This window comes from Rothia sp. HMSC068F09 (genome assembly GCF_001812775.1).
In the GTDB taxonomy this organism is placed as follows: Bacteria; Actinomycetota; Actinomycetes; order Actinomycetales; family Micrococcaceae; genus Rothia; species Rothia mucilaginosa_A.
On sequence record NZ_KV810426.1, the window covers coordinates 43,808 to 62,699 of the forward strand.

At 61.4% G+C, this 18,892-nt stretch carries 20 protein-coding genes and 1 other RNA gene; 16 read left to right on the plus strand and 5 right to left on the minus strand.

Annotation, left to right across the window (positions count from 1 at the left end; translation table 11 throughout):
* Position 1: 1 nt before the first annotated feature.
* The 16 genes from HMPREF2874_RS05150 (at position 2) to HMPREF2874_RS05225 (ending at position 13,888) form a co-directional block, all read left to right on the plus strand.
* Positions 2–2,008 carry a glycosyltransferase gene (locus HMPREF2874_RS05150; RefSeq protein ID WP_070649178.1) on the plus strand — a complete coding sequence of 669 codons (2,007 nt, stop codon included), beginning with the start codon at positions 2–4 and terminating at the stop codon, positions 2,006–2,008.
* A complete protein-coding gene (locus HMPREF2874_RS05155; RefSeq protein ID WP_049333323.1) occupies positions 2,005–2,886 on the plus strand; it encodes an ABC transporter permease in 882 nt (293 codons plus the stop codon). The genes HMPREF2874_RS05150 and HMPREF2874_RS05155 overlap by 4 nt, the downstream gene beginning before the upstream one ends.
* A gap of 4 nt (positions 2,887–2,890) precedes the next feature.
* On the plus strand, positions 2,891–3,664 hold the full coding sequence (locus tag HMPREF2874_RS05160) for an ABC transporter ATP-binding protein (RefSeq protein ID WP_005505398.1): 774 nt from the start codon (positions 2,891–2,893) through the stop codon (positions 3,662–3,664).
* A gap of 464 nt (positions 3,665–4,128) precedes the next feature.
* On the plus strand, positions 4,129–5,391 hold the full coding sequence (locus HMPREF2874_RS05165) for a TadA family conjugal transfer-associated ATPase (RefSeq protein WP_070649179.1): 1,263 nt from the start codon (positions 4,129–4,131) through the stop codon (positions 5,389–5,391).
* The gene (locus HMPREF2874_RS05170) at positions 5,391–6,245 is read left to right on the plus strand and encodes a type II secretion system F family protein (protein ID WP_070649180.1); all 855 of its coding nucleotides are present in this window, start codon (positions 5,391–5,393) and stop codon (positions 6,243–6,245) included. Before HMPREF2874_RS05165 ends, HMPREF2874_RS05170 begins: the two co-directional genes overlap by 1 nt.
* Complete coding sequence (locus HMPREF2874_RS05175) at positions 6,242–7,174, plus strand: type II secretion system F family protein (RefSeq protein WP_070649181.1); 933 nt, start codon at positions 6,242–6,244, stop codon at positions 7,172–7,174. The genes HMPREF2874_RS05170 and HMPREF2874_RS05175 overlap by 4 nt, the downstream gene beginning before the upstream one ends.
* Positions 7,175–7,282: 108 nt before the next feature.
* Positions 7,283–7,510, plus strand: a complete 228-nt coding sequence (locus HMPREF2874_RS05180) for a hypothetical protein (protein WP_005505403.1) — start codon at positions 7,283–7,285, stop codon at positions 7,508–7,510.
* Positions 7,510–7,965 (plus strand): TadE family protein, encoded by a 456-nt coding sequence (locus HMPREF2874_RS05185; protein WP_070649182.1) that lies wholly within the window; start codon positions 7,510–7,512, stop codon positions 7,963–7,965. The genes HMPREF2874_RS05180 and HMPREF2874_RS05185 overlap by 1 nt, the downstream gene beginning before the upstream one ends.
* On the plus strand, positions 7,958–8,440 hold the full coding sequence (locus tag HMPREF2874_RS05190) for a pilus assembly protein TadE (protein WP_246823781.1): 483 nt from the start codon (positions 7,958–7,960) through the stop codon (positions 8,438–8,440). The genes HMPREF2874_RS05185 and HMPREF2874_RS05190 overlap by 8 nt, the downstream gene beginning before the upstream one ends.
* Before the next feature lie 55 nt (positions 8,441–8,495).
* Positions 8,496–8,936 (plus strand): pilus assembly protein TadG-related protein, encoded by a 441-nt coding sequence (locus HMPREF2874_RS05195; RefSeq protein WP_070649312.1) that lies wholly within the window; start codon positions 8,496–8,498, stop codon positions 8,934–8,936.
* An 84-nt stretch (positions 8,937–9,020) separates the two neighbouring features.
* Positions 9,021–10,148, plus strand: a complete 1,128-nt coding sequence (gene prfB, locus HMPREF2874_RS05200) for a peptide chain release factor 2 (protein WP_070649183.1) — start codon at positions 9,021–9,023, stop codon at positions 10,146–10,148.
* 18 nt (positions 10,149–10,166) lie between these two features.
* Positions 10,167–10,661, plus strand: a complete 495-nt coding sequence (gene smpB, locus HMPREF2874_RS05205; protein WP_005505423.1) for an SsrA-binding protein SmpB — start codon at positions 10,167–10,169, stop codon at positions 10,659–10,661.
* A 146-nt stretch (positions 10,662–10,807) separates the two neighbouring features.
* Positions 10,808–11,269 (plus strand): DUF4190 domain-containing protein, encoded by a 462-nt coding sequence (locus HMPREF2874_RS05210; protein WP_070649184.1) that lies wholly within the window; start codon positions 10,808–10,810, stop codon positions 11,267–11,269.
* 215 nt (positions 11,270–11,484) lie between these two features.
* Positions 11,485–12,228 (plus strand): DUF4190 domain-containing protein, encoded by a 744-nt coding sequence (locus tag HMPREF2874_RS05215; protein WP_070649185.1) that lies wholly within the window; start codon positions 11,485–11,487, stop codon positions 12,226–12,228.
* A gap of 273 nt (positions 12,229–12,501) precedes the next feature.
* Positions 12,502–12,874: a transfer-messenger RNA gene (ssrA, locus tag HMPREF2874_RS05220) on the plus strand.
* Between the two features lie 363 nt (positions 12,875–13,237).
* Positions 13,238–13,888 carry a hypothetical protein gene (locus HMPREF2874_RS05225; RefSeq protein WP_070649186.1) on the plus strand — a complete coding sequence of 217 codons (651 nt, stop codon included), beginning with the start codon at positions 13,238–13,240 and terminating at the stop codon, positions 13,886–13,888.
* A 104-nt stretch (positions 13,889–13,992) separates the two neighbouring features.
* Here HMPREF2874_RS05225 and HMPREF2874_RS05230 read toward each other — a convergent pair whose 3' ends face one another.
* The 5 genes from HMPREF2874_RS05230 to HMPREF2874_RS05250 form a co-directional block, all read right to left on the minus strand.
* The gene (locus HMPREF2874_RS05230; protein WP_070649187.1) at positions 13,993–14,934 is read right to left on the minus strand and encodes an inositol monophosphatase family protein; all 942 of its coding nucleotides are present in this window, start codon (positions 14,932–14,934) and stop codon (positions 13,993–13,995) included.
* A gap of 39 nt (positions 14,935–14,973) precedes the next feature.
* Positions 14,974–16,101, minus strand: coding sequence for a ribosome small subunit-dependent GTPase A (gene rsgA, locus HMPREF2874_RS05235; RefSeq protein WP_070649188.1), 1,128 nt, complete (start codon positions 16,099–16,101; stop codon positions 14,974–14,976).
* Positions 16,101–17,585 carry a 3-phosphoshikimate 1-carboxyvinyltransferase gene (aroA, locus tag HMPREF2874_RS05240; protein WP_070649189.1) on the minus strand — a complete coding sequence of 495 codons (1,485 nt, stop codon included), beginning with the start codon at positions 17,583–17,585 and terminating at the stop codon, positions 16,101–16,103. Before aroA ends, rsgA begins: the two co-directional genes overlap by 1 nt.
* Positions 17,586–17,787: 202 nt before the next feature.
* Complete coding sequence (gene rsrA / locus HMPREF2874_RS05245; RefSeq protein ID WP_070649190.1) at positions 17,788–18,078, minus strand: mycothiol system anti-sigma-R factor; 291 nt, start codon at positions 18,076–18,078, stop codon at positions 17,788–17,790.
* 63 nt (positions 18,079–18,141) lie between these two features.
* A complete protein-coding gene (locus tag HMPREF2874_RS05250; RefSeq protein ID WP_049333287.1) occupies positions 18,142–18,819 on the minus strand; it encodes a sigma-70 family RNA polymerase sigma factor in 678 nt (225 codons plus the stop codon).
* Positions 18,820–18,892 lie beyond the last annotated feature (73 nt).

An 18,892-nucleotide genomic window follows, 5' to 3' on the forward strand; every position in this document is an offset into this window, starting at 1 on the left:
TATGGCTACTCAGATTTTGAAGACCCTGCAGCGGGTCATTTTCCCGAGCGCGGTTGAGACCGACGTCGTGCCCCTCTACGTGGATGCAGGCGTTGCAACCGGCGTTCAGCTGCCCACCCGTATCGACGGCGACGCCTCGACCTCCATTGCGGAGGCGATGAACACCTCCGGCCAGTCTGTGTCGAGCGCCAGCGCAAACCGTGATGCCGCTAATAACCTGAACAGCCGCCGTTCCATTACCGTGAGCGCGGGTCAGAGCCTGTCTTTCGGTACCTACTTCAACGCCTTCCCCGCTTCGTACTGGCGCCGTTGGACTGACCTGAAGAAGGTCACCCTGAGCGTTCAGACTCGCGGCGAGGGCATGGTCATTGTGTACAAGTCCAATGGCCGTGGCGTGATTCAGCGTGTGGACGCCAAGCTGCTCTCCGGCGAGGAGACCAACACCTTCACCCTGCCCCTGGCACCGTTTGGTGACGGCGGCTGGTACTGGTTCGACCTGGCGGGTACTACTGACCTTGAGCTGGTTGAGGCGAATTGGTTGGGTGATATTGAGTCCCGCGTCGACGTGAAGGCCGGCCAGGCAACCGTGCAGATTACCACCATGAACAAGGTGGAGTACTGCATCAATAACATTCGTGCGCTGGGCGAGAGCCCCGAGATTTTCGATGCCGTGCACGAGTTCCTGATTGTCGACCAGGGCACCCAGAAGGTTCAGGACCACGAGGACTTCGAAGAGGTCGTCAAGCCTCTGGCGGGCAAGTTCCGCATCATTAATCAGGGCAACCTGGGTGGTTCCGGCGGCTTCTCGCGCGGCATGTTCGAGGCCGTGAACAACGGCTCCGACTACGTGCTGCTGCTGGATGACGACGTTATCGTTGAGCCCGAGTCGATTCTGCGCATGGTGACCTTCGCAAACTACTGCAAGGAGCCCACCATCGTGGGCGCGCACATGTTTGACATGTTCGACCGCTCGGTCCTGCACGCGTTCGGTGAGGTCGTGGATCCGTGGCGTAACTTCTACGCTAAGCCGCACGAAGACATGGCGATGGGCCACAACCTGGGCCACCACAACCTGCGTAACACCCCGTGGCTGCACCGCCGCGTGGATGTGGACTACAACGGCTGGTGGATGTGCCTCATCCCGACCGCGGTCATCAAGGAGATCGGCCTGTCCCTGCCGCTGTTCCTGAAGTGGGACGACGCTGAGTACGGCCTGCGCGCTAAGGCCGCGGGCTTCGCGACCGTGTCCTTCCCCGGCGCCGGCGTGTGGCACGTGTCCTGGACCGATAAGGACGATTCCGTCGGCTGGCAGGCTTACTACCACGAGCGTAACCGTCTCATCACGGCCCTGTTGCACTCTCCCTTCGACAAGGGTGGCCGCGTGCTGCTGGATTCGCTGTTCCTTGACGTCAAGCACACCCTGTCGATGCAGTACTACACCGAGGCCGGCCGTCTGCTGGCTCTCGAGGACCTGCTGTCGGGCCCCGATCACCTGCACCCCTCGCTCTCGAAGCGTCTGCCGGTGATTCGCGCGATGGCTAAGGAGTACCCGGAGTCTCAGGTGAAGCCGAACGTGGATGACTTCCCGGCTATCCAGTCGAAGAAGCCGCCGTTCCGCGGTCGCCGCTCCTTCGCATCCCCCGGCTACAAGAAGCTTGCTTCGTGGACCGCGAAGACCGTGGGTCGCCAGCTCTTCAAGCCCGTGAGCGAAGAAGCGAAGGCGCATCCGCAGATTCAGCTGAACTACGGTGAAACTAACTGGTGGACCCTGTCGAAGTTCGACTCGGCTCTGGCCACGAACGCTGAGGGTACCGGTCTCTTCTGGTACCGTCGTGACCCCGAGCAGCTGAAGTCGAAGCTGATTCACGCCGCGAAGTTGCACGCTCAGCTGGTGACCGGCTGGGAGAAGCTGCGCGACCTGTACCGTTCGAAGGCCGCAGAGGTTGCCTCCTACGATGCGTGGGCTAAGACCTTTGCTGAGCATACGGATTCTGAGCTGACCCGATGAGCGATTTGAAGTCTGTTCCCCTGAAGGCGCCCGGTCGCGGCCGCGGCATTCTGGATGCGATGAAGAATCGCTACCTGCTTCGACTGCTGGTCGATAAGGAAATCCAGGTCCGCTACCGCGGCTCGGTGCTGGGTATTTTGTGGTCGTACATTAAGCCGGGCGTGCAGTTCCTGGTGTTCTACATTGCCATGGGTCTTTTCCTTGGCCTGGAACGCGGTATGCACAACTATGCGGTGTACCTATTCTCGGGCATGATTGCCATTAACTTCTTCTCGGAGGGGTTCGGCAATGGTGCTCGCGCCATGGTGGTTAACAGCGCTCTGATTCGCAAGATTTACCTGCCGCGTGAGTTGTTCTCGCTGTCGACGGTGTGGGTGGCTTTGGTGCATTTTGTGCCGCAGATTGTGGTCATGCTCCTGGCGTGTTTTGCGGTGGGTTGGCATCCGTCCGCGTTGGCTTTCGGGTCGATTCTGGCGGGCATGCTCATCGTGATGCTGCTGTCCTATGGTCTGGGTCTGATTTTCGGTGTGGCTAACGTGTTCTTCCGAGATTCGGAGAACATTGTGGACATGCTGCTGATGGTGGCTACCTGGTTCTCGCCGGTGCTGTACTCCTGGACCATGGTGCGTGACACTCTCTACCCGTGGGTGTTCAACGTGTTCATGATTAACCCGCTGACCGTTGCGGTGGAGCTGTTCCACTATGGCTTCTGGCATCCGACGCTCCGTCCTGAGGATTTGGCGCTTCCTGCTTCGCAGGTGGTTCCGCATCTCTTCAGCTTCTGGACTCCGATTGCCATTGGTATTTCTCTGCTGACCGTTTTGATTGGTGATTTGCTCTTCCGTAAGTTTGAGGGCAACTTCGCCCAGGAGCTCTGATTCTGTGGATATTAAGAAGCTTGAGTTCCCGCCGGTGAGCCCGGACGCTCCCGTGGTGATTCACGTGGAGAATTTGGTGAAGCGCTTCGTTCTGCGCCACACCCGTTCGATGAAGGAAGCTTTTGTGTGGCTGATTAAGGGCCGCAAGGGTGATCTTTCGGAGAAGTTCAATGCACTCAACGGCGTGAGCCTGGATATTCGTCAGGGCGAGCGTGTGGCTCTTCTGGGTCTGAACGGCTCGGGTAAGTCCACGCTGCTGAAGATGATTTCTGGCGTGATGCGCGCCGACGAGGGTGAGGTTCTTACTCGCGGCAATATTGCGGGTCTGATTGAGGTGGGCGCTGGTTTCCACCCGGATCTGACCGGCCGCGATAACGTGTACCTCAACGGCGCGATTTTGGGTATGACCAAGGATGAGATTGAGGCTTCCTTCGATTCGATTGTGGATTTCGCTGAGATTCACGACTTTATCGATACCGAGGTGAAGTTCTACTCTTCGGGTATGTACCTGCGTCTGGCGTTCTCGGTTGCGGTTCATACGAACCCGGATATCTTCCTGGTGGATGAGATTCTTGCGGTGGGCGATGAGCCGTTCCAGAAGAAGTGTATTGCGAAGATTCAGGAGCTGTGCTCTGCCGGTAAGACTCTTGCCGTGGTGAGCCATGACCTGGATTTGGTGTCTAAGATTTGTGACCGCGGCGTGGTGCTGGAGCACGGTAACCTTCGATTCGACGGTCCGATTAAGGAGGCTGTGAAGGTAATTCGCGGCGGTGACTAAACGCTAAGCGTCATGGTGAAGGGGCGTGTATTCCCGTGAGGGGAGTGCACGCCCCTTTGCCGTGCCCTGTCACTGCGCTCTTTCGTTGCGGGGTTATCGGCTCGTGAGGGACAGCGCGGATGGTCCTGGCCAAATCCGCGGTGTGGATAAAACACCAAATGTTACGCACGTATTCGTGGTAGGAAGATGGGCTTGGCGCTAGATGCTGCAAGCTACCTCCCAAGGGCGGAGAAGAATACTTGTGGCGATTGACTAGGGCGTTTGTACTGATCCGGGTATTCCCCGCGTAGAAATGGCACATATCACGATAGAAAATATCGAAAAACTACACCTGTAAATATTAAGTAGCGAAATATATAGTTTTGATAAATTTGATGCCCTGTGGCTAGGATGATGGAAGTAATAGGTTACAGTCGCAAAGTTGCATGTAACGCCACCACACACCGTAGCATCGGATTATTTCAATGGAGAACACCGTTCCGAATACCAAAATGGAACACCTGGCTCTACTTGAGGAGAACATCCGCGAGGCCATGCGCCGTCGCAACCTGGACCCTCGAGAGGACCGGGATGCCGTACGCGCGCTCATCGGTGAATGTTTGGACGAATATGAGCAGAAGCGCACCCGCGTCTCCCTGCCCGATGTGGGGGAGCGGAGCGTCGTCATCCAGCGGCTCCACGATGAAATCTGCGGTTTCGGGGTCATCCAGCCCTTCCTCGATGATGAGAGCGTTGAGGAGATCTGGATCAACTCGCCCGATGAAATCTTCATCGCGCGCAACGGCGAAAGCGAGCTCACCGGCCTGCATCTGAGCCCCCGGGCCATCAACAGCCTGCTGGAGCGCATGCTCAAGCCCTCGGGCCGTCGCCTGGACCTTTCCTCCCCGTTTGTTGATGCATCCCTGCCGGATGGCTCCCGATTGCACGCTGTAATCCCGGATATCACCCGCAGGCACACGAGCATCAACATCCGTAAGTTTGTGGTGCGGGCCCGCCGCCTGCCCGATCTGGTCCGCATGAACTCCCTGAGCGCCGGCGCTGCCTCACTACTGCACGCCGCGGTGGAGAGCGGCATGAATATCCTCGTCTCGGGTGCAACCCAGTCGGGCAAGACCACAATGCTCAATTGCCTCTCTGCCTCGATTCCGCCGCGGGAACGCGTGGTCACCTGCGAAGAAATTTTTGAGCTGTCCGTGCCGCTGCGAGACGTGGTGGGCATGCAATGCCGTCAGCCGAACCTTGAGGGTACCGGTGCCATCGAGTTGCGCCGCCTGGTCAAGGAGGCCCTGCGTATGCGCCCGGACCGCATCCTCATTGGCGAGGTGCGCGAGGCAGAGTCCCTGGACATGCTGATTGCGCTCAACGCGGGTCTGCCCGGCATGTGCACGATTCACGCGAACTCGGCACGCGACGCCGTGACAAAGATTTGCACCCTGCCGCTACTGGCGGGTGAGAATATCTCCTCCTCATTCGTGGTGCCCACCGTGGCCTCGTGCTTTGACATCGTGGTTCACTGCGGCCGCGATACCCGCGGGCAGCGCCGGGTCGAGGAGATTAGCATGCTCGGCGGTCGTGTCGAGGACGGGGTGATTGAGATGTCGCCGCTATTTGTGCGACGTGATGGTCGCATGGTCTGCGTGGCCCTGGAACTGCCGAACGCCGAACGCTGGGTACGTGCGGGGCATCGTCCCGAACAGGTGCTGGCCCTCGCGAAAGCGGGGCAGTGATGCCGCTTTTCCTCAGCCTAATTCTGGGCATCGGCGTGTGCCTGGTGTACCTCTCCTGTTTTCCGGAGGGGCAGAAACCCGTTCGCGAGGCCGCCGACCCCGCGCTGGTCGTGGCGTTGCGCAAGGCCGGGATGCACACGCTGACCCCTCGAACCTTCACCTGGGTGAGCCTTGCGAGCGCCGTCGCCCTGTCCCTGCTGCTTCTGCTGGTCAGCCAGTTGGTGGCCCTGGGCGTGCTCGGGTTTATCGCCGGGCTGGTGGCCCCTCGCGTGGTGGTGAATCATCGCGCCCGTGCCGCGGATGCACGCATCTGGCAGCTGTGGCCGGATGCCGTCGACCACCTGCGTTCGGCGATTCGTGCGGGCCTTTCCCTGCCGGAGGCACTGATTCAGCTCTCCTACCGCGGCCCGGAGGAGCTTCGCGGGGCCTTCGCTCGTTTTTCGCGTGACTACCGCGCCTCGGGCGAGTTCGTGCCCTCGCTGAACCGTCTGAAGGAGTACCTCTCGGACCCGGTTGCGGACACCATCATCGAGGCCCTCAAGATTGCCCGCGAGGTGGGAGGCTCTGACCTGGGCAAGCTGCTGGGTACGCTCAGCGATTTTCTGCGCGATAACGCCCGCACCCGCTCGGAGCTTCTGGCCCGCCAATCCTGGACCGTGAATGCGGCCCGGCTCTCGTGCGTGGCCCCCTGGTTCGTGCTCTGCCTGATGGCTACGCAGCCGGCGGCGCGCATGGTGTACAATTCCTTTGCCGGGGCCGTGCTTATGATGGCCGGGGCGACGGTTTCGCTGGCCGCCTATCGTCTGATGCTTCGCATCGGTGAGCTTCCGCGCGAACGGAGGGTCTTCGGATGAACCTTCCCATTGTGTTTGCCCTGTTGCTGGCGGCCGGCCTGGGCCTGATTCTTTCGTCGGTTCTGAATACTCGAAGCGTTTCCTTCGCCGATCGCGTGGCATCGCAGCTTCGCGGTGAGACCCTGCGTGAGTCGCTGTTGAAGGAGCAGGAGCGCCGTGAGCCGAGCCTGCTGGAGGCGATTTCGGCGTTCTGTGCGCCGCTTCTGCGTTCGCTGTCTTCGTCGTTGAGCGGCTCGTCGCTGAGTGATAGTTCGGTGCAGGAGCGTCTGCGTCGTGCTGGTTCTTCGCAGAGTGTGAGCGCGTTTCGTGCTGAGCAGTTGCTGTGGGCTCTTGCCGGTGTGACCGTCATGAGCGCCTTGACCGTCATTGGCGTGCTGCAGGAGCGTTTCTCACTCCCGGTGGCGGTTGCGCTGGTGCTGGTGAGCGGTTTGAGCGGCTTTCTGGCACGTGACTGGTGGCTGGGTGAGGCGGTGACTAAGCGTGAGAAGCAGTTGGTTGCTGAGTTCCCGGCGCTGGCGGAGATGATGGCGCTGTCGGTGACGGCGGGCGAGTCGGCGCTGGCGGCTTTGGAACGTATCTGTTTGACCTCTCGCGGTGAGTTGGCTCGTGAGTTTTCTGAGATTTTGGCACAGACCCGCACCGGCGTTTCGCTGCTGAGTGCGCTGCAGGAGTTTGCGGAGCGTACTCGCGTTCCGGCGTTGAGCCGCTTCGTTGAGGGTATTGCTGTTGCGATTGAGCGCGGTACCCCTCTGGCTGATGTGTTGCGTGCGCAGGCTCAGGATGTGCGCGATAACGCTAAGCGTGAGCTGATGGAAACAGCCGGTAAGAAGGAGATTGCGATGCTCGCCCCGGTGGTGTTTTTCATCCTGCCGCTGACCGTAATTTTTGCGGTCTTCCCGGGCCTGTCGCTCATGCGTTTGAACTTTTAGATTTTGCGGCGGGTACACACCGTACCGGCTGCACCGTGGTGGGCTGGGCTGATTGCCCGGCGCGCCGCACCAACCACACACTACACCCTTTGATAGAAGGAGAAAATCATGTTCCGTCGTTTCCGCACCACCCTCACCGTGCTGATTGCCCTGGCTATCGCATCCGTGCTGGCTCTGCGCCTGAAGAACAAGCAGGATGATCCCGAGCGCGGCGACGTGCCCGGCTGGGTCATGATTACCATGATGAGCGCCGTGCTGGTTGCCGCTATCTTGGCGATTGCTCAGCCCGCTCTGACCAAGATGTTCAACGACGCGATTGCTCTGGTTCACCAGTAATGCGCAATTTTCGCTTCGCTTCTGAGCTGACTGCCGCTGAGCTATCCTCCGCGGAATATTCTGTGGAGGAGAGCGAGCGCGGTGACGCCAGCACGGAATTCGTCATGGTCGGTGCGCTGTTGGTGTTGCTGACCATGGCGATTCTGCAGGTTTCTTTCGCCCTGTATGCACGAACCATGTTGGTGGATGCTGCGGCGGCTGGGGCACGGTACGGTACGATGCGTGACCGCACTCCGCAGGAGGGCATGGAGCGTACCCGTCAGATGATTGAGGGGACTCTTCCATCCTCGTATGCTGAGAATATTTCGTACCGTCAGAGTAGTGATTCTACGGGTGTGCGCACTTTGGAGGTGACGGTGAAGTCGCCGCTGCCGGTGCTGGGGCCGTGGGGCTTCCCCGAATCTATCGTGGTGAGCGGTCACGCAATCTACGCGGAGGACCACTCGGGTGACTAGGTTGGATACGCTCTTGAACGCCATGAGGAGGGGGCTCCCCGGGGAGCACGACGCGCCGGATGCCTCCCAGGAGGGGAGCGCCATCGTTGAGTTCCTAGGCCTGGGCATTACGCTGCTCATCCCCGTGCTCTACGCGGTGCTCACCATCTTCAGCCTGCAGTCCTCGGTCATGGCGGCCCATGCCGCGAGCGCCCAGGTCGTGCTCTACGTACAGGAACAGCCCGAAGGATCCGTTGTGGATCAGGGGCTTGCTCAGCGGTTGGGTGCCCACGCGGCGCAGGACTACGGAGTTGACCCTGCCGATGTGCGAGTGGCCCTGAGCTGCTCTTCGGGGGAGTGCACCTCCGGTAGCCGTGCTTATGCGGCGGTAACCGTGCAGGCGCGGTTGCCGCTGATGCCTTCCGTGCTGGGCGGAGGCGTGATTCCGGTGACCTCCCACGCGACGAGTTGGGGGTCCGGTAATGCGACGTCTTAACGCTCTGCCAGGCTGGGGTCCAGTCACCCTCGCAGGTTTCCTGGCACATTTCCCGGTGAAGAAAAACCGTGCGCATGCGGACGGGCCCGAGGAGGGGAGTATCGCCCCGCTCATCGTCGGCATGCTGGCGTTGCTGTTGCTCATCGGCTCGGTGACCGTGGCCATTACCGGCGCCTACCTGCAGACTCAACACCTGCAGGACCTAGCGGATGCTCAGGCGAACTCGGTGACGCACCAAATGAACGCCGCGGGGGAGGGGAGCGACGCTGCGGCCCGGACTCATGCGAGTTCCTATCTCTCTTCGGTGCAGATGGGGCGTGATTTGCAAGGATTGCAGATAAGAAACGTCTACATGGATTCCAGCCGCAGCGTGCACGTTGAGCTGACGGCGCGCATCCATCCGCCCCTTATCTCTGTGATTGTGCCCGATGGCATCGAGGTGAGCGCGCACGGTTCATCGCGTCTGAAGGATGGGCAGGGGCCTTCTGCCGGATAAACCTTTCCGGAAACCCCGGCGATTGCCGAGAGAATCTGCGTAACGGCGGGACTTTCTGAGCGTTTCGCGATAGTCTTAAAAGCTATGGCATCCTTCGATTTTTCCGCTGAGATTAAAGAGCTTCGCGCTATCTTTGCCTCGATTGCCGCAGTGAGCGACATCGAGGGGATTGAGCGCGCCATTGAGGAGCTGTCCGAACAGGCCGCCGCCCCCGACCTCTGGGATGATGTTGAGCATGCCCAGAAGGTGACGAGTGCCCTCTCATACAAGCAGGCGGAGCTGAATCGTCTGCGCTCGCTGTCCTCTCGCATTGACGATGTTGAGGTGATGGTGGAGCTTGCCGAGGCCGAGGATGCTGAGACCGCCGCCGAACTACTGGCCGATGCTCAGGAGGAGTGCGGCCAGATTCGCGCCAAGCTGGAAGAGCTGGAGGTTCTGGTCCTCCTCTCCGGTGAGTACGATCAGCGCGAGGCCGTGGTGACCATTCGTGCGGGTGCCGGTGGTGTGGACGCCGCCGATTTCGCGGAGATGCTTCTGCGCATGTACCTGCGTTGGGCCGAGAAGAACGGCTACCCGACGAAGGTGCTGGACACCTCCTACGCCGAGGAGGCGGGCCTGAAGTCGGTGACCTTTGAGGTAAACGCGCCGTACGCTTTTGGCCGCCTGTCGGTTGAGGCCGGTACGCACCGTCTGGTGCGCATCTCGCCCTTTGATAATCAGGGCCGCCGCCAGACCTCTTTCGCGGCGGTTGAGGTGATTCCTCTGATTGAGCAGACGGACGCTATTGAGATTCCCGAGTCTGAGATTAAGGTGGATGTGTTCCGCTCCTCGGGTCCGGGCGGCCAGTCGGTGAACACCACTGACTCTGCGGTGCGCCTGACCCACCTGCCGACCGGCATTGTGGTCTCGATGCAGAATGAGAAGTCGCAGCTGCAGAACCGTGCGGCGGCCCTGCGCGTGCTGCAGTCCCGCCTGCTGTTGCTGCGTAAGGAGCAGGAGGACGCAAAGAAGAAGGAGCTTGCCGGCGATATCAAGGCGAGCTGGGGCGATCAGATGCGCTCCTACGTGCTGCACCCGTACCAGATGGTGAAGGATCTGCGCACCGGATACGAGGAAGGTAATACCTCGAACGTGCTGGATGGCGGTTTGAACGCTTTTATTGATGCTGGGATTCGCTGGCGTGCTTCGGGGCGCGCGGCTGAAGACAGCTAAGACGTGAAGGATTGAGTAATGGCTCAGAAAAAGAAGAAAGACGCGAAGAAAGACCCAAATAACGCGATTATTGCCCAGAACAAGAAGGCTCGCCACAACTACAACATCGTGGATACCTATGAGGCGGGCATCGTTCTGCTGGGCACTGAAGTGAAGTCTCTGCGTGATGGTGGGGCGTCCATTGTGGACGGTTTCTGCCAGGTGACCGATAACGAGATGTGGCTCGAGGGTATTCATATTGCGGAGTACGGTTACGGCACGTGGACGAACCACGCGGCTCGCCGTCGCCGCAAGCTGCTGCTGCACCGTTCGGAGATTAACAAGCTGGCGCAGAAGCTGAAGGAGACCGGTTACACGGTGGTTCCGTTGAAGCTGTACTTCTCGAACGGTCGCGCGAAGGTTGAGATTGCCCTGGCGACCGGTAAGCGTGAGTACGATAAACGCCAGGCTCTGCGCGAGCGCCAGGATGACCTGGAAGCGCGCCGCGCGATGCGCTACCGCAACCTCGGCTAGGGACTGGCGCATCGCTCTTCTCCCTCGGGAAGGGTAGGTGCCCCTACCTATAATGGTAGGTGGATAGTGCGCCGGCCGGATGCTGCCTACAATTTCATGCTCCGTCGTGCGCCGCCACAAGCTATATCTATGCGAAGGAGACCGATATGTCTGAGTCCTCGAACGTTCAGCCGTTGCCCGAAGACGCCGCTTCCGCGCCGGTGCAGGATGCTGCGGAGCGCACCTCGCACTCTGCTGCGGAACAGAAGCCGGGCTCGGGGCTGGCTATCGCCTCCTTGGTATGCGGCATTTTGGGTATTCTGACCGGTATTTTTATCTACGGTGTTGCTCTCGGCCTGGCCGGTATCGTGCTGGGCATTGTTGCGCTGGTTCAGGTGCGTCGAGGCGCTGCTTCCGGTAAGGGCCTGGCGATTGGCGGTATCGTGACCGGTGTCGTGAGCTTCGTGGTGGCCGCGGTGACCATCGCGGTCATCGTGCTGAACGCCATGATGGGTCAGGAGTGCATCAACAACGGTCACGAGACGTCCGATGGCGGTTACGTGTGCACCCTGGGCGGTCACGAGCAGACCCTGAGCCCCTCGGAGTACAAGACCCTGAGCCGTTTCTAGGGCAGACGGTGCTGCCTCCTTACGGGGGCAGCACGCGCACTGGCTCCGAAACATATTGGCTGGATGGAGGGCGTGGCGGCTCTCCTGATGAAAAAATTGCGTGATATGTGGTCAAAGAGCGGCTTGTTTATATAATTGTGGGTAAGGCTTGGCGCTACGTAGCGCGTTGAGCGAGATGAAACTGTTCACTGCAACTGTGAAAGAAAGAATGACAGATGTCTGAGAATAACTACGGAAACCCCCAGGGGAACGCGCAGAACCCCTATGCTGCTCAGCAGCCTGCTTCTTCCCAGCAGAACGACGCGTACGGCCAGTCCTCCTACAATCAGTCCTCGTACGGTCAGGATTCGTCCGCTCAGGGTTCCTACGGCCAGAACTCGTATGGCCAGAACCCCTACAACCAGTCCTCGTACGGTCAGGAGAGCCAGAACCAGTTCGGCCAGTACGGCCAGGACTCCTCGGCTCAGCAGTCTTCCCAGTACGGCCAGGGTTACCCTCAGCAGGGCCAGCCGGGTGAGTACAACAACTACCAGTACCAGCAGAACTCCTACCAGCAGCCCGGCCAGGATCTCTACAACTACGGCCAGCAGGGCAACTACCCCTACCAGGCATCGAAGAAGACCCCGGCTCTGGCTATCACCTCGATGATTCTCGGTATTGTTGGTCTTCTGACCGGCTTCTTCGCAATCGGCCTGCTCTTTGGCATCGCTGCCGTTGTTCTGGGTATCATCTCGCTGAAGCAGACCAAGGCTGCCGGCGCGGGTCAGGGCTTCGCAATTACCGGTATCATTACCGGTGCTCTGGCCTTTATCTTCGGCCTCATTATGGTCTTTGTCTATATCTTTGCCTTCCAGACCATGCAGAAGTGCGCCGAGGTTGGTACTAGCGACGGTCACGGCCACGTGGTCTGCCAGATCGGTGACGATCCGGACGACCTGATGACCGTCCCGGCACGTTAATAAACTTTAGAACGCCACCTGACGAGCGCGTTAGGGGAGGGGCGGAGCACTCAGAGTTTCTGAGGCTCCGCCCCTCCTTTCGCTTTCTGAGAATCTCTATGTTGGGGACAGGCACTCGGCGCGTGCACGTCGTCGGGGGAAGCATCGAGGGACTTGCGCCCGTTCGGGTGCCTCAGATATACTGAATCTCTACCGTGTTTGAATGGCACCACAGCGTCTAGGTACGCTGAGGAAAACTTTCAGAAGACGGTGGGCTTTTTGATAAAAGCATAGGGGGATGATCGGTTTCGACGATGTGAGTTGAGATGGGTGAAGCGTGCCGAGGATGCAGGGTTATCTCGTTAACGCCCTCTGCAAAAAATTAAGTGCAGAATCTAAGCGCACTGACTTCGCACTCGCTGCCTAAGCGCGAGTTGCCGTCTGTCGGCCTGAGCATGCCTTTGGCTCAGTTACCGGCATCGACTTAAAAGGCCACTGCTGCTAGCCCTTGTTGCGGGGGTTAGCGGGACTTTTACGTGACTAGGTTCGTCGGTATATGTGTTTATGCAAGTACCGGAGCCGAAAAGTAGCGTTCGCATAAACTGCGCACGGAGAAGCCCCGTTGACGCCACATCGGACCGGGGTTCGATTCCCCGCATCTCCACGATCTCCCAACCGTCCGCTATCCCGTATGGGGTGCGGCGGTGATTATCGGTTCCAATCCAGAGGAAGAACCGCGGTAGGTTTCTACCACCCGGCAGGACGCCCCACGGCGTCACCTGCCGGGTATTTTTATACCCGCTGCGGGGCGAACGTGCGACCGTATCGTAACGAGAACGTCACGTAAGAAGACGTAGAGAGAACTCATGACGTAGTATCAAAGTGTAGATATTGTTCCGACGCCGCGACGCTTGAGCTTTCGTAGCCGTATGATGAACGATAGAGAGCCAATGGATACCCACGTTGCCGGGGGCTCTCGGAGCGTACCGTCACGCACCGGAGCTCGGCGACACCCGAATAAGGACACACCATGGATAACCAGAACCCCACCCCCGCTTCCGGCGGCGCCCAGGGCGGATTCGCCACGGCATCGAACAATAGCGCTCCCTACGGCGCTTCGCAGGCTCAGCCTGGAGGACCCGGCGCAGCTCCCTCCTTCCAGCCCGCCTACGGTGCTCCGAACGGTCAGCCCGGTGCACCCGCGGGAGTGGCTATCGCACCCGCCGCGTACCCCGAGCGTGACGATACCTACCATCGTATCCCGGCCGAGTACACCGTCCCCGAAGAACACCGCCGCCCCTACGGCGACGCCACCAGCGATTTCCGCGGCCCCGGCTACTACTACTCCATCGGCGCCTTCTGCTCCGGCCTGGGAGCCCTGGCGCTCACCATCTACGCCTGGATGGTTGTGGGCCTGCGTGCCCTCGAGATGAGTGAGATGAGTAGCCGCGGCTACCGTTCCAGCTCGCTAGCCTACGACTCGACCTCGGTCGTCGGTCTATTCCTGACGGGCCTGATTCCCGCCGGTATTGCTATCTGGCTGGCCATCTATTCCGCGCAGGTCAATAGCGGCCACGTCACCAAGTACACCTCGAAGATGAACACCTTCAATATCTTCGCCTATGTCCTTGCAGGCCTGAGCATTCTGGCCTTGCTGGGCGTTCTATTCGTCGCTCTCTAAGAACGCGATATAACACAGGAAGGCGGCGGCACCCCGTATTGGGGTGCCGCCGCCTTCGCCGTATGCGCTACTCCGGCGAGAGAAGTCCGGCGGGAGAAGGAGGCCTAACCCTCCGTGTTAAGGATTTGGAGGACCTGTTCCTGAACCGCTGCGGTATTACTGGCCACCAGCGATACCGTCTCGGACGTACCGGCGTGCTCGGGCAGGTTGCCCTCGAGGGTAGAGGCAACGCCGCCGGCCTCACGGATGATCGGGAGGAGAGCCGCCACCTCGAAGAAGGAAAGGGCCGGATCCACCACGGTATCCACGGCCCCTTCGGCGAGCAGACACGCCGACCAGAAGGACCCGTAGGCGCGGGAACGGCTTGCGGAACGTAGCAGGTGTAGCAGGCGCGGGGTGAGGTTCGGGACGGAGGAGCCAGCCTGCTCCCATGAGGCGATATCCGTGTACGCTACGGAGAGAAGATCGAGCTGCGTCACCTCAGAAACCTGAAGGCGGGTCGCCTGCGCGAGCGACTTGCCCGTGTACGCGCCAGAACCGCGAGCGGCCCACCAGCGACGGCCCAGCGACGGGGCGGAGACCACGCCCACCACAGGCTCACCCTGGTCCAGCAGAGCGATGAGGGTGGCCCACACGGGAACGCCGCGGCGGAAGTTATCCAGCTCCGCGAGGGGCGCAATAACCCACTGGCGCGCCGCCTGGCCGTTGTGGCCCGCGTGTTCGCCGGCGATGCCGTCGCGGATGCGGACCCTCGACAGCTGAGCCCGCAACAGCTCCTCAACTTCTAGAGCAACCTCCAGCGCATAATCGGCGGGCGCCTCCGGCACGACCGGTTCGGGCTCGGCACTCCGCTGCGCGGCACGCTGCCAGGGTGCCAGGGGCGCGGACTCAGCGGGCTTCTGCTCCTCTTCGGGGATAGCGGGGCCGTCCTCCGCGGGGGAGTATGCGGGACGGTCACGGAAACGGGCGGAGCTGACCCGGTCCACGCTATCTGCCAAAATGTGCGCGAGACGCAAATCGTCGGTGTACAGCGGGGTACGGCTCATGGTTGGTTGGCTCTTCTCACGGTAGTAATCGGTGTGTGGCTAGGCGAGGGCGCCCAGTTCCTTCTCGGAGTCCCCCTCCTCGGGGGTCAGCAGCAGGAGCTTGCGTAGCGACTCCAGACGCTCGGGGCCGCTGGGGCCCGCCTTCCCGGCGGCCACGTAGGCTTCGATTCCGCAATCGGGGGCCTGCGCTGCGTGGGTGCATCCCTTCGGGCAGTCGGCGGCACCGGGGGCCAAGTCGACGAAAGCGTCGACCACGGTCTCACGCGGCACATGCGCCAGGCCGAAGGAGCGGATACCCGGGGTATCGATAATCCAGGTACCCGCAGGGACCGGGCGGCCATCGCGCTCCACGGGGCGCAGGGCCAGGGCCGAGGAGGAAGTGTGTCGGCCTCGACCGGTCACCGCGTTCACGTGGCCGGTTGCGCGATCCGAACCGGTCAGCGCGTTCACCAACGTGGACTTACCCACGCCCGAGTGGCCCAGCAGGACCGATACCTCACCCAGCAGCTCCTGCAACAGCTCCTGCACGGGAGCCGACTCGAGGCCCTGGGCACCGTCCTGGCTGGGGGCCAGGCCGTCCGATGAGGCCGAGAGAACGACCTTGAGGCCGCTGGCGGCGTAGTAGTCCAGCAGATGCTGGGGGTAACGCACATCGGTCTTCGTGATGCACAGAATCGGCTCAATTCCGGCATCAACTGCCGCCACCACGGCGCGGTCGATGAAACCGGTACGCGGTTCGGGATTGGCCGCGGCAACCACAATGACGAGCTGCTGGGCGTTGGCTACGACCACGCGTTCCGAGGGGTCGGTGTCGTCGGCGCTTCGGCGTAGCACGGAGGTGCGTTCACCCAGACGCACGATGCGCGCCAGGGTATCCTTCGCCCCCGAGGTATCTCCCACCACGTCCACGAAGTCGCCGGTCACGATCGGGGTGCGGCGTAGTTCCTTGGCGCGGGCGGCAATCAGGGTACGCTCGTTCTCGGTGCCCTCGTCCACAACCACGGACCAGCGGCCTCGGTCCACGGTAATCACGCGGCCGCGAATGGCTTCCTTGAAGGTGGGGCGGTCCTTGGTGCGGGGGCGGGAGCCCTTCTTGTTGGGGCGAACGTGCACATCCGATTCATCCCACTCGGAGAAGTCACGAACATTCATTCGGGAGGAACCCATTAGCGCACCTCCTCGGTGGTTTGTACGTTCTGCGGGGCTTCTGGGGCCTCACCGGCCCACTGCGCGAGCATGCCCTCCCACATGGAGGTGAACTCGGGCATCGTCTTCGCGACGGTCCCCACGTTCTGCACGACGGTGTTGCTGCGGCGAAGGCCGACAATGGCCGCGAAGGTAGCCATTCGGTGGTCGTCATAGGTGTGGGCTACCACGGTCTCGGCGCGGGCCTCAGCGGGGATGGGAGCCTCAATCACGAGGCCATCCTCGGTATCGCGGGCACGGCCGCCCAGACGGTTAATTTCGGCGGCCAGGGCGGCCAGGCGGTCCGTCTCGTGGCCGCGCAGATGCGCAATGCCGTGCAGCTCGACGGGGCCGTGCGCCAGCGCGCACAGGGCGGCCATGGTCGGGGCGAGCTCGCCCCCGGCCGACAGGTCGTAGCTGAGCGGCCCCTCCGGCAGGGAACGCGGGCCGGTCACGGTCAGAGCACCGTCGCGATACTCGACGCGCGCACCCAGGGTCGGCAGAAGCTCACGCCACATATCGCCGACCTGCGTGGTACCGGCCGAGGAATCAGCCGCGGGGGCGGGCCAGTGGGGAACGCTCACAGAGGCACCCGTGGCCACGGCAGCCGCCAGGAACGGGCCGGCATTCGACAAATCGGGTTCCACGGTGACCTCGAAGCCGGGGAAAGAACCGGGGGAAACAACCCAGCGGTACTCGCCACCCTCGGCGGGGTAGTGCTCCTGCACCCGCACGCCACGTTCGCGGAGCGCCTCAACCGTCATCTGAATGTGCGGAATCGAGGGAACCGAGGAGCCCTCGTGCACGAGCACGAGCCCCTTCGGCAGGCGCGGAGCCATGAGCAGAAGCGCAGAGACGAACTGGGAAGAGGAAGAAGCGTCGATGCGCACGACGGGAGCCTCGTCCACCGGCACGGAGGCCAGGCCCAGGGTACGCAGAATGAAGGGTAGAGCATCGGGCGCTTCGGCGCAGTCCACGCGCACGCCCAGCTGGCGCAGACCCTCCAGCACGGGGCCCATGGGACGCTGGCGTGCGTGAGGGTCGCCGTCAAAGGCGAACTCACCGGGTAGCAGGGCCGCCAGGGCGGGTACGAAACGCATCACGGTGCCGGCCAGACCGCAGTCAATACTGACGCGGTGAGCCTCGCGAACCCCGGAAGGCTCGGCTGACGCGGAGAAATCCAACGGGGTAACCCGCAGGTCGGGGCCGAAGGGCGAATCGGTGGGAATGAGCTCAACCCCGGCACCCAGGCGGCGTAGCGCCTCAATCATGAGGGCAGAATCGCGGGAGTGCAGAGGCGCGCGTAGGTACGAGGGAGAATCGGCCAGAGCGGCCAGGAGCAGGTATCGGTTTGTGAGCGACTTTGAACCGGGGATATGCACCGTCGCGTGACGGCCGAGGGCCGAAGCGGGGGCTGGGGGAGCGGGCCAATCACCCGCGGACAGCTGCACTGATGCGTCGCTCATAAATCCTCTTCCAAATCGGCATGCTACGGAGGGTAGCCCGCACTCGGCGGAATCCGTAGCCGGTCTAGGTCTATTCTACCGGGTGAAGGTTTAGCGCACCCCGCCGGAACCCCCGGATGAGACGGGCCTGCCCGGTGCTCGAGGGGAGCGCCGGGCAGGCCCTATAAGAAAAGCTGAAAAGCAGAGTGGGGAGACTCAGTGCCTAGCGGTGCACCTGCTCGCAGAAGTCTCGCACATCCTGCAGCAGACGGCTCTTGAGCTCCGCGGGAGCTTTCTGCGCGCAGGAGGAACGCATCTTCTCGCGGAGCGCCAGCTCAAAGTTCTTGACATCGGTGCACTCGGGGCAGGCGGTGAGGTGGCGCTGAATCGTGCGCACCTGTTCGCTGCTCAGCTCGCCGTCCAGGAACTCGTAGAGCTTCTTGAGGATGGTGGAACAGGGTTCGCCGCCGCAGTCTTCAGAAGGGGCAGCAGAGGTATTCGGGGTATCAGACATCGGAGGTTCCTTTCACACGGAAGGTGCAGGGGGAAGCAAGTGGGGCAAACGTTTTTGAGGGGGCTAAACCGATTTGGGGGAGGTTTTCGCCGCGGCCTTGGCTGCCGAGGCGGCGGCCTTCGCCTCAACCTTGGCAACCGTGGAGGGGCGCAGACCGTTCTCCCTCGCGTAGTCGAGTAGCTTTTCTCGCAGGATGCGTCGTCCACGATGCAGACGGGACATGACCGTACCGATCGGGATGTCCATAATCTCGGCGATGTCCTTGTAGGCGAAACCCTCGACATCGGAGTAGTACACCACCATGCGGAAATCCTCGGGGAGGGAGCTCAGTGCCTCACGCACCTCGGTGCCCGGCAGGGAGCTCAGCGCCTCGGCCTCCGCCGAACGCAGACCCACGGCGTCGTGATCGCCGGCAGCGGCCAGCTGCCAGTCCTCGACGGTTTCACCCTGACTCTGCTGCGGTTCGCGCTGACGCTTGCGGTACAGGTTGATGTACGTATTCGTGAGGATGCGGTATAACCACGCCTTCAGGTTCGTACCCTCGGTGAACTGGTGATAGGACGCGAAAGCCTTCATATAGGTCTCCTGCACCAGATCTTCAGCGTCGGCGGGGTTGCGGCTCATGCGTAGGGCCGCGCTGTAGAGCTGGTCCACGTACTGCATGGCCTGTGCGGTAAAACGTTCACGTAGCTCGCGGGTGTCCTTAGCACTGACACTCTGAGTGTCTGCGGTCTCGGCCATGATTCCTCCTCTCTACGGGAACGCTCCATACGGTCACCGTAGAACATAACGTCTGATTTGGGGCTTTATTCCC

What these genes read in the sequence shown, in the direction of transcription:
- HMPREF2874_RS05150 (WP_070649178.1), top strand. Translation starts at nt 2, where the DNA reads ATGGCTACTCAGATTTTGAAGACCCTGCAGCGGGTCATTTTCCCGAGC.
- HMPREF2874_RS05155 (WP_049333323.1), top strand. Translation starts at nt 2,005, where the DNA reads ATGAGCGATTTGAAGTCTGTTCCCCTGAAGGCGCCCGGTCGCGGCCGC.
- HMPREF2874_RS05165 (WP_070649179.1), top strand. Translation starts at nt 4,129, where the DNA reads ATGGAGAACACCGTTCCGAATACCAAAATGGAACACCTGGCTCTACTT.
- HMPREF2874_RS05170 (WP_070649180.1), top strand. Translation starts at nt 5,391, where the DNA reads ATGCCGCTTTTCCTCAGCCTAATTCTGGGCATCGGCGTGTGCCTGGTG.
- HMPREF2874_RS05175 (WP_070649181.1), top strand. Translation starts at nt 6,242, where the DNA reads ATGAACCTTCCCATTGTGTTTGCCCTGTTGCTGGCGGCCGGCCTGGGC.
- HMPREF2874_RS05180 (WP_005505403.1), top strand. Translation starts at nt 7,283, where the DNA reads ATGTTCCGTCGTTTCCGCACCACCCTCACCGTGCTGATTGCCCTGGCT.
- HMPREF2874_RS05185 (WP_070649182.1), top strand. Translation starts at nt 7,510, where the DNA reads ATGCGCAATTTTCGCTTCGCTTCTGAGCTGACTGCCGCTGAGCTATCC.
- prfB (WP_070649183.1), top strand. Translation starts at nt 9,021, where the DNA reads ATGGCATCCTTCGATTTTTCCGCTGAGATTAAAGAGCTTCGCGCTATC.
- smpB (WP_005505423.1), top strand. Translation starts at nt 10,167, where the DNA reads ATGGCTCAGAAAAAGAAGAAAGACGCGAAGAAAGACCCAAATAACGCG.
- HMPREF2874_RS05210 (WP_070649184.1), top strand. Translation starts at nt 10,808, where the DNA reads ATGTCTGAGTCCTCGAACGTTCAGCCGTTGCCCGAAGACGCCGCTTCC.
- HMPREF2874_RS05215 (WP_070649185.1), top strand. Translation starts at nt 11,485, where the DNA reads ATGTCTGAGAATAACTACGGAAACCCCCAGGGGAACGCGCAGAACCCC.
- HMPREF2874_RS05225 (WP_070649186.1), top strand. Translation starts at nt 13,238, where the DNA reads ATGGATAACCAGAACCCCACCCCCGCTTCCGGCGGCGCCCAGGGCGGA.
- HMPREF2874_RS05230 (WP_070649187.1), bottom strand. Translation starts at nt 14,934, where the DNA reads ATGAGCCGTACCCCGCTGTACACCGACGATTTGCGTCTCGCGCACATT.
- rsgA (WP_070649188.1), bottom strand. Translation starts at nt 16,101, where the DNA reads ATGGGTTCCTCCCGAATGAATGTTCGTGACTTCTCCGAGTGGGATGAA.
- aroA (WP_070649189.1), bottom strand. Translation starts at nt 17,585, where the DNA reads ATGAGCGACGCATCAGTGCAGCTGTCCGCGGGTGATTGGCCCGCTCCC.
- rsrA (WP_070649190.1), bottom strand. Translation starts at nt 18,078, where the DNA reads ATGTCTGATACCCCGAATACCTCTGCTGCCCCTTCTGAAGACTGCGGC.
- HMPREF2874_RS05250 (WP_049333287.1), bottom strand. Translation starts at nt 18,819, where the DNA reads ATGGCCGAGACCGCAGACACTCAGAGTGTCAGTGCTAAGGACACCCGC.